General features: G+C 69.7%; 8 protein-coding genes and 1 pseudogene. 2 read left to right on the forward strand and 7 right to left on the reverse strand.

Annotated features, from left to right (window positions below):
- Positions 1-201: 201 nt before the first annotated feature.
- Positions 202-1,401: a putative manganese transporter gene (locus I0C86_RS17460; RefSeq protein WP_196202300.1), complete on the reverse strand. Its 1,200-nt coding sequence runs from the start codon at positions 1,399-1,401 to the stop codon at positions 202-204.
- A 43-nt stretch (positions 1,402-1,444) separates the two neighbouring features.
- Between I0C86_RS17460 and I0C86_RS43495 the strand changes: the two are divergent.
- Positions 1,445-1,573: pseudogene (locus I0C86_RS43495) on the forward strand (hypothetical protein); the annotation flags it as partial.
- Between the two features lie 137 nt (positions 1,574-1,710).
- Here I0C86_RS43495 and I0C86_RS17470 read toward each other — a convergent pair.
- From I0C86_RS17470 to I0C86_RS17495, 6 genes are all read right to left on the reverse strand, one after another.
- On the reverse strand, positions 1,711-1,866 hold the full coding sequence (locus tag I0C86_RS17470) for a hypothetical protein (RefSeq protein ID WP_196202301.1): 156 nt from the start codon (positions 1,864-1,866) through the stop codon (positions 1,711-1,713).
- Positions 1,867-1,901: 35 nt separating this feature from the next.
- Positions 1,902-3,116: a hypothetical protein gene (locus I0C86_RS17475; protein ID WP_196202302.1), complete on the reverse strand. Its 1,215-nt coding sequence runs from the start codon at positions 3,114-3,116 to the stop codon at positions 1,902-1,904.
- Positions 3,117-3,357: 241 nt separating this feature from the next.
- Positions 3,358-4,233 (reverse strand): alpha/beta fold hydrolase, encoded by an 876-nt coding sequence (locus tag I0C86_RS17480; RefSeq protein WP_196202303.1) that lies wholly within the window; start codon positions 4,231-4,233, stop codon positions 3,358-3,360.
- Positions 4,234-4,243: 10 nt separating this feature from the next.
- A complete protein-coding gene (locus I0C86_RS17485) occupies positions 4,244-5,035 on the reverse strand; it encodes an amino acid ABC transporter ATP-binding protein (protein ID WP_196202304.1) in 792 nt (263 codons plus the stop codon).
- 6 nt (positions 5,036-5,041) lie between these two features.
- Positions 5,042-5,905 carry an amino acid ABC transporter permease gene (locus I0C86_RS17490; protein ID WP_196202305.1) on the reverse strand — a complete coding sequence of 288 codons (864 nt, stop codon included), beginning with the start codon at positions 5,903-5,905 and terminating at the stop codon, positions 5,042-5,044.
- 57 nt (positions 5,906-5,962) lie between these two features.
- Positions 5,963-6,793, reverse strand: a complete 831-nt coding sequence (locus tag I0C86_RS17495) for an ABC transporter substrate-binding protein (RefSeq protein ID WP_196202306.1) — start codon at positions 6,791-6,793, stop codon at positions 5,963-5,965.
- Positions 6,794-7,116: 323 nt separating this feature from the next.
- On the opposite strand from I0C86_RS17495, the gene I0C86_RS17500 reads away from it, so the two are divergent.
- A partial coding sequence (locus I0C86_RS17500) for a copper resistance CopC family protein (protein ID WP_196202307.1) occupies positions 7,117-7,757 on the forward strand: 641 nt, incomplete at its 3' end.

Consider the following 7,757-nt stretch of genomic DNA (forward strand, 5'->3'; position numbering starts at 1 on the left):
GGTTTCGCATCCCGCCGCCGGCGACTGAGCGAGGTGCTCCGGGCGGGCGGGGGATAGGCGGCGGCGGGATGCGAAACCGGTGCTGCTGGCCGGGGCGCTCTTCGTCGCCTGGTACCGCCGTCCGGGCCGCCGCCGTGCCCGTCCCCGTGCCGATGGGATCGCCGCGACGGTCGGCTGAGCCGGAGCATCGGCTTCTCCTCGTCAGGTCAGGGTCAGCAGGGCCAGCCCGACGAGGATCGCCGGGATCGTCGTGATCACCGTCGCCAGTGCCGCGGCGCCACGGCGCAGTGCCGCCAATGGGATGAGCGCGTCGCCGTCCTGGCTGATCGCGTTCGCCACCAGGGTCGGCATGGGCAGTCCACCGCTGACGTAGATGCCGGTGAAGACGATCTGTACGGCGCAGCCGGGGATGAGGCCGACGAGACCGCCGACGACAACGCCGGCGACACCGGCGAGCGCGAGTTGGGAGCCGTCGAACCCGGTCGTCGTACTGACGATCTGCCAGGCCAGGTAGGCGACCGCGACCCAGACGGTGACGAAGGAGGCCTCGTGGGCGCTGTGCCGGAGGGCCTCGCGCAGGCTGCTGGGCTGGGCGGTCTCGATGGTGTCGTCGGCGAAGCGGCCACGGCCGGCCGAGAAGATCAGCAACGCGACCAGGGTGCCGCAGCAACCGAGGACCAGGTACGGGTCGACGCCGCCGAGCGCCGTCCGCAGGAGTTGCGGATCCACGGCGTGGAAGACCACCGGGACGGAGACCAGGAACGCCGGAGTGGTGAGCCACCAGAATGCGCCGGCCAGCGCCTGTCGTCGGTCGTACCGCAACCCTCCTGCGGCGGCTACGGCGGCCGGGGCCGGTCGGTTCGGAGCGGCGACCGACATCAGCACCGGGGCTGGCAGCACCGGGGCCGGCCGCGCGGGTCGGCTCCGGGCCTCGGCGCGGGCCGGAGCTGTCCGGGATGGTGACCGGGCCTCGGCGCGGGTGGGCGCTGCCCGGCGTACCGAGCGGGCGGGATCGACACCGAGCAGGTCGACGGCGTACCCGGTCAGGAGTCCCACCGCGAAGAGCAGTATGTGGATCTTCAGGGCGAACGCCGGATCGGCGGCGATGATCACCCAGGAGGAATCCCCCATGGTGGCGGCGAGCGCGGCCACCACGGTACCGAAGGACACCTTGCCCCGGGCGTAGAGCGGCATCAGGATGATCGCGCCGCCGCAGCCGGGACTCACCCCGAGCAGGGCGCCGATCAGTGGGCCGAGCCTGGGGCGGCGCGTCAGGCCGTCGGTGACCCGGTCGCCGTACCGCCAGCGGAGCCAGCCGAACAGCGCGACCAGGACGGCGACGTAGACGCCGACCTGCATGAAGGCGTCCGCCAGGGGACGGGCCAGAAGGTCAACCATCATCAAACCCCTTGGTCCCGGACCGCGCCGTCCGGACCCGGACCCGATGCCCAACGCCCCCGGCCGACTCCTCACCGGCGGAGGAGTTGACGAACTGGTACGCGAACTGGTTCTCCTGCTCGGCGTCCGGGAACGCCTGCTCCTGCAGCTTATTGCCAACGGGAACGGCACGGTCCAGATCGCGGATAGGCCCCATGTCTCCGAGCGGACAGTGAAGCGTTCAGTCCCGCAGGGCGGTCCGGATAGCGTTCCGCACCGCGTCGACCATCGCGAGGGGCGGGCCGAGCACCAGGTTCGCGGTCGCGAGCGGGGTCAGCCGGTCGTCGAAGTCCGGGCGTCGGTCTCGTGCACGGCGAGGAGTTCGACCAGATCCTGCCAGGCGAGCCGCTTCGACCTGCCCTCGGCGGCGGCGACGGTCCGGAACAGTTCCTCGATCCGGGCGTGCTGGGCCAGAAGGAGGTCGATCACGTCGGTCCCCTTCGCAGGGTCCGGGCCGTTCGCGCTCACCGGTCGCCGTCCTCGGGCTGGCGCAGCGACTCCACCGGGTGCGGACCCTCGGTCTCGATCCGGTACTCGGTGCCGAACCGCTCCCGATGCATGTCGATCACCCGCTCGCTCGGCGGTTCTTCGCCACCGTGGATCTGCTCCTGCAACTTCTCGAACCGCTCGTGGGCGTCCCGGACATAACCCGCGCCCAGCGTGGTGAGGTCGACCTGGGTGCCGAGCAGGTGCCGCAGATACTCCTTGTTCGGCTCGAACGTCACCGGCGCCGGGAGCGCGGGGGCGACCACCTCCTCGGGCTCCCGCCCGTCGAAGCGCCGCATCAGGTCACCGGCGACCCGCAACTGCTCCAGCTCCATGTTGAGGTGCAACTCCCAGATCGCCTTCACCTTCGGGTCCGGCTCCTGGCTCATGAACGAGTGGTAGAGGTAGACCTCGTTGTACTCGTGGTTGACCAGCCGTTCCCACCAGGTTTCACCGGGGTCGACCAGCGACTCGTAGTGGGTGACGTGCTCCTGCTCGATCATGCCGATCTCGACGTAGAGCTGGCGGGCGATCGGCTCCATGTACTGCGGGCCGACGTTCATGTAGAAGTTCATCGTCTGTTGCTCGGCCGACATCACGGTCAGCGCGTGCAGCTTCGACAGCGGGTTCACCTTGGTCCGGTCGTACGGGTCCCGGACGTTGTCGTACGGATGCCGGTGGTGGGCCTTCGTCGGCCGGCCCGGCATCACCTCGGTCAGCCCGTCGACCACCTTCTCCGCCTTACGCCGCTCGATCATTTCGAACAGGTTGGCGTACCGGTACAGGTGGTCGAAGTCCTCCAGCACCCCGAACTCGTACGCCTGGGTCAGGTACGGATCGGGCTCCATCCGGGCGATCCAGGCGGTGAGGTCGACGGCCACCTGCTCGTACGCGATGGTGGTCTCCAGCGTGCTGGCGATCGGCGGAAGCAGCCAGTTGACCACCTTCTGCTGCTGTGCCTCGATGTACCGGGTGTAGGCGAGTTGCCGTTTCACCTCCGGGTCCGGGCAGGTTCGGGCCAGGTGGTGACTGAACATGATCGACTCGATCTCGATCCCGTTCATCACGATCACCCGACACCGCGTGTACGGGTCGGTGGCATCGGGGTCCAGTGGCTCCACGTCCAACTCGCGCCAGTCGCGCAGCTGCCTGTCCAGTGGGATGCCCTTTTCGGTCAGCGGGTTGAAGGTCATCACTACCTCGTTTCGAACGTGTGGTGGTGAAGCGCCAGTACCCGTGCCGAGGCTCCCAAACCTCTCGGACGCGACAATGAGTGGCTTTTCCTCCCGTCGAGGGACGAACGACCCAAACGTGTGAATCCGTCGCCATGGCCGGCGCCGGCCATGGCGATGGTGACGGCGCTGTGGACGGGGCGCGCCTCACCCCATCCGGGGCGGTGCGTCCATCTCGCCCGCTGGCTCTACGGTTCGCCGGTCAGCCGGCATCCAACACGTCGCGCAGTCTTGCCGCGAACTCCTCGGGCTTGCCCGCGTAACCGAACTGACCACCGAGGAAGCCGCCGTGGTGGCTCGGGAACACCGTGGCCTCCTGGCCGAGCAACGCCGCCAGGCCTTCGGCCGTACGCGCGGTGTACGTCCCGGCCGACTCCTCGCCGACCGCGACCACGATCCGGGTCGGTGCCGCGGTGAGCACGCTCGCGTCGGGGCGGTAGTCGCTGATCGCCCACGAGTTCTTCGACAGCAGTGGATCGTCGCGGGTGCCGTCGTCGTCGGTCGACATGCCGAACGTCGCCGGGTCGGGCACCGGCTGGGCGAAGTAGGCGTCGGTGAACTCGCCCTGCCAGGACGTCATCGCGATGAACGCGGCCATGCCCGCACCGGGGCCGTTCGCCTGGTACGCCTCGTGAAAGGCGGCCCGGGCGCGCTCGACGGCCGGAGCGTCGGGGAGCACGGCGTTGATTGGCGGCTCGTGCGCCACCAGCGTGACGACATCACCGGGATGGGTCGCGACCAGTTCGAGTGCGGTCACCGCACCGCCGCTGCTGGCGAAGAGGTCGACCGGACCGCTGCCGACCGCCGCTATCAACAGGTGCAGGTCGCCCGCCTGCTGCTGCGGCGTGTGGTCGGACCGGCCGTCCTTGCGGATGCTGCGGCCCAGGCCCCGAGGGTCGTAGGTGAGGACGGTGCGGTCCGGGAAGTACGAGGCGAGGGCGTGGAAGCCCTCCGCCGACATCGGCTGGCCGATCATCAGCAACGCGGGGCGCCCGCCGGACGGGGGGAGCGGGCCGCGGACGTCGTAGACCAGGTCGGCGCCGGGCACGGCGAGCGTGTGCGTCTGCGGTTTCGTCATGGCGCAGAGACTACGACCGGCGGGACGGGAACGGGGTGTGCACGCCGATCTCGGCTTCGCTCACCCGGGTCGGTTCGAGGACCCGGTGCAGGAACTCGCGGGTCCGGGCCTCGCGTGGCGAGCCGAAGACCTCCTCGGGCGGACCGGACTCGACGACGGTGCCGTCGTCCATGAAGACCACCCGCGACGCGACCTCCCGGGCGAAGCTCATCTCGTGGGTGACGACCAGCATGGTCATTCCCTCCGCGGCGAGCGAGCGCATCACCGCCAGCACCTCGCCGACCAGCTCCGGATCGAGCGCGCTGGTCGGCTCGTCGAAGAGCATCAGCCGGGGATCCATCGCCAGTGCGCGGGCGATCGCGACCCGCTGCTGCTGCCCACCGGAGAGTTGCGCCGGGTAGGCGTCCGCCTTCTCGGCCAGGCCGACCCGGTGAAGGTTCTCGGCCGCGATCCGCTCCGCCTCGGCCCGGGACCGCCGGAGCACCCGCCGCTGCGCGATGGTCAGGTTCTCCCGTACGCGCAGGTGGCCGAAGAGATTGAACTGCTGGAAGACCATGCCGATCCGGCGCCGTACGGCATCGATGTCGCAGTCCGGGTCGGTGACCTCCACGCCGTCGACGTGGACCGATCCGCCCGACGGCTCCTCCAGCAGGTTGACGCAGCGCAGCAGGGTGGACTTGCCCGACCCGGACGGTCCGATCACGCAGACGACCTCGCCGGTCTCCACCGACAGGTCTATGCCGCGCAGCACCTCCAGCGTGCCGAAGGCCTTACGCAGGTCGCGGATCTCGATCGCGGACACCGCCGGTCACCTCTCCTTCGCGGCCCGGCGTTCCAGCCAACGGACCAGTTGTGACAGCGGCAGCGTTATCGCCAGGTACAGCAGGCCGGCGACCACGAGCGGGGTCGGGTTGACCCGGGTGTTGAGGGCGTCACCGGCGAACTTCGTCAACTCGATGGTGGTCGCGGTGACGCCCAGCACGTACGCCAGCGAGGTGTCCTTGGTGAGCAGGATGATCTCGTTCGTCAGCGGCGGGATGACGATCCGGAACGCCTGCGGCAGCACGATCGAGACCATCGCGCGGGCGTGCGACATGCCGAGCGTCCGGGCCGCCTCCAACTGTCCCCTCGGCACGGCCTGGATCCCGGCCCGGATCGTCTCGGCCATGTAGGCGGCGGCGGTCGCGCCGAGGCCGACGGTGACGGCGCCGTACACCCCGCCGGGGATCTCCCGGTCGGGAAAGGCGAGCGGTACGCCGTAGCCGACCATGAAGAGCACCAGCAGGGCGGGCAGCCCCCGGAAGAGTTCGATGTAGCCGGTGGCGAACCAGCGGTACGGCCCGACCGACGAGAGTCGCATCAGGGCCAGCACCAGTCCGAGCACCAGCCCGAAGGCGAACGCCAGCAGCGTGTAGACGATGGTGTTGCGCAGCGCGACCGTGATCGCTCCGGGGAACATCTCCCCGGCGATGTCCAGCCGGAGGAACGAGTCGGCGAGGCGGTCCCAGTCGGCCGCCGCCACCACCGAGAGCAGCACGAGGGTGAAGACCAGATAGCCGGCCAGTCGCCACAACCGCTGCCGCTGCCGGCGGCCCAGCCGTCGCCGGGGCGGCGCCGGCAGCGGGGCCGGTCGGCCGTCGGCCCCGGTCGCCAGCGTCTCAGGATCTGCCATGCCTCCCCCAGGTCGCGCGGCGGGAACCACCGCCCGATGTCGTTCTGCCAGACCAGGTCACACCGTCGGCTTCGGACCGATCCACTTTTCGTAGATCTTGTCATAGCCGCCGTCGGTCCGTGCCTGCGCGAGCGCCTGGTTGATGGTCTCCAGCAGCTTCGGGTTGCCGCCCTTCTTGACCGCGAGACCGTACTGCTCGCCGGTGTCGAAGCCGCCCGCCACGACGACCTTGCCGGGGTTGGCCCTGATGTACTCGTTCCAGACCGGCAGGTCGCCGACGGCCGCCTCGATCTGCCCGGTGGTGAGTGCCTGCTGTACGGCGGCGAGATCCTTGTAGGAGACCATCTCGACCTTGAGACTCTGCTGCTGGACCTGCTGCTTGACGTAGTCCTCGCCGGTGGTGGCGCCCTGCACGCCGAGCCGCTTGCCGGCCAGGTCCGCGAGCGTCTTGTACGTCTTGCCGACCGGCGCGACGAGTGCCTGCGTGGCGTCGAAGTACGGCGTACTGAAGTCCAGTACCTCCTTGCGGGCCTCGGTGATGGTCATCCCGGCGGCAGCCACGTCGCACTTGCCGGAGTTGAGGTCGGCGCCGGACTTGATGCCCTCGAACGGTGTGTCGACGATCTCCTGTGTCACGCCGAGCTTCTTGGCGGCGAGGTCGACAATGTCGACGTCGAACCCCACCACCTTGCCGCTGGCGTCCTTGGACTGGAACGGCGAGTACGGCAGGTGGGTGCAGGTGGTGAGCTTGCCGGCCTGCACCAGCTTCACGCCGTCGGCGGTGGTGCCGCCGGTGTCCTCTTTCGCGCAGCCGACCAGACCGGCGACCGCCAGCACCGTACCCATGGCCAGCGCCGCACCACGCCGGACACCCTGAAGCTTTGCCATTCGCGCATCCTCCCCAGCCGAGCAAATCGCATCTTCCCCATAGGCTAGGCCATGATTCAGGTGGGAAAACCGCAGGTTGGTGCCCGTGGCAAGCGGCCAGGTCAGACCGGCCGGAGAGGGCGGTTCCCGGCCGTGCCGCCCCGGGCCGCATCGATCCAGCGCGTAGCGTCATCAGTCCACTACCGACGGTGCTCTGATGGCGCTGGAGCGAGGTTCCGTACGCCCGGCCGGTTGATTGAGTCCGAGGTGGACCGAACTTCTGCTATTTGCACAAAAAGTTGGCCAGCTCTTGATCAAAGCGTTCCAATCGTGAGGATGTTCCGATGGGTCATCTCTCCGCGATCCCTCGCCGGATCTTCGCCGGCCTGCTCTCGCTCGCCCTCGCCTCGGCGGTCGCTGTCCTCGCCGCCGCCCCGCCGGCCGTGGCGCACGGCACGCTGGCGATGTCCACACCCGCCGAGGGGACGACGGTCACCGGCCCGCTGACCGTCGTGGAGCTCTACTTCACGGAGAAGGTGGCCGCCAACGCGTACTTCACGATCACGGCGCCGGGCGGCGGCCGGGTCGACAGCGGCTGGACCCACGGGGCGCCCAAGCCCCTCGACCGGCCGGTGCGGGAGTACTTCCTGGTCAACGGGAAGTTCGAGCCGAAGGAGTACACGACGGGCTTTCCCGCCGTGTTGACGGTGGCACACCTGCCGGTCGCCGGCCAGTACTCGGTCAGCTATCTCTCGGCGGCCTCCGACGGGGATCCGGTCCGTGGCGCGCTGACATTCCGGTACGACGGCCCGCCCACGCCCGCGCCGCAGGGTTGGCAGCCGCCGACCAACCAGCCGGACCCGGCGCTACTGGCCGCCGCCGAGGGGCACGGCACCTCCGGCGGGGGACACGGCACCTCCGGCGAGGTTTCGTCCTCGTCCGCCGCCTCCGCGCCGCCCGCCGGGCCGTCGGCCCCGCCCGCGGC

Source organism: Plantactinospora alkalitolerans (assembly GCF_015690345.1).
Lineage (GTDB): Bacteria > Actinomycetota > Actinomycetes > Mycobacteriales > Micromonosporaceae > Plantactinospora > Plantactinospora alkalitolerans.

Excerpts from the sequence above, each read along its gene's own strand:
- I0C86_RS17460 (WP_196202300.1), bottom strand. The coding sequence starts at position 1,401 with ATGATGGTTGACCTTCTGGCCCGTCCCCTGGCGGACGCCTTCATGCAG.
- I0C86_RS17475 (WP_196202302.1), bottom strand. The coding sequence starts at position 3,116 with ATGACCTTCAACCCGCTGACCGAAAAGGGCATCCCACTGGACAGGCAG.
- I0C86_RS17480 (WP_196202303.1), bottom strand. The coding sequence starts at position 4,233 with ATGACGAAACCGCAGACGCACACGCTCGCCGTGCCCGGCGCCGACCTG.
- I0C86_RS17490 (WP_196202305.1), bottom strand. The coding sequence starts at position 5,905 with ATGGCAGATCCTGAGACGCTGGCGACCGGGGCCGACGGCCGACCGGCC.
- I0C86_RS17495 (WP_196202306.1), bottom strand. The coding sequence starts at position 6,793 with ATGGCAAAGCTTCAGGGTGTCCGGCGTGGTGCGGCGCTGGCCATGGGT.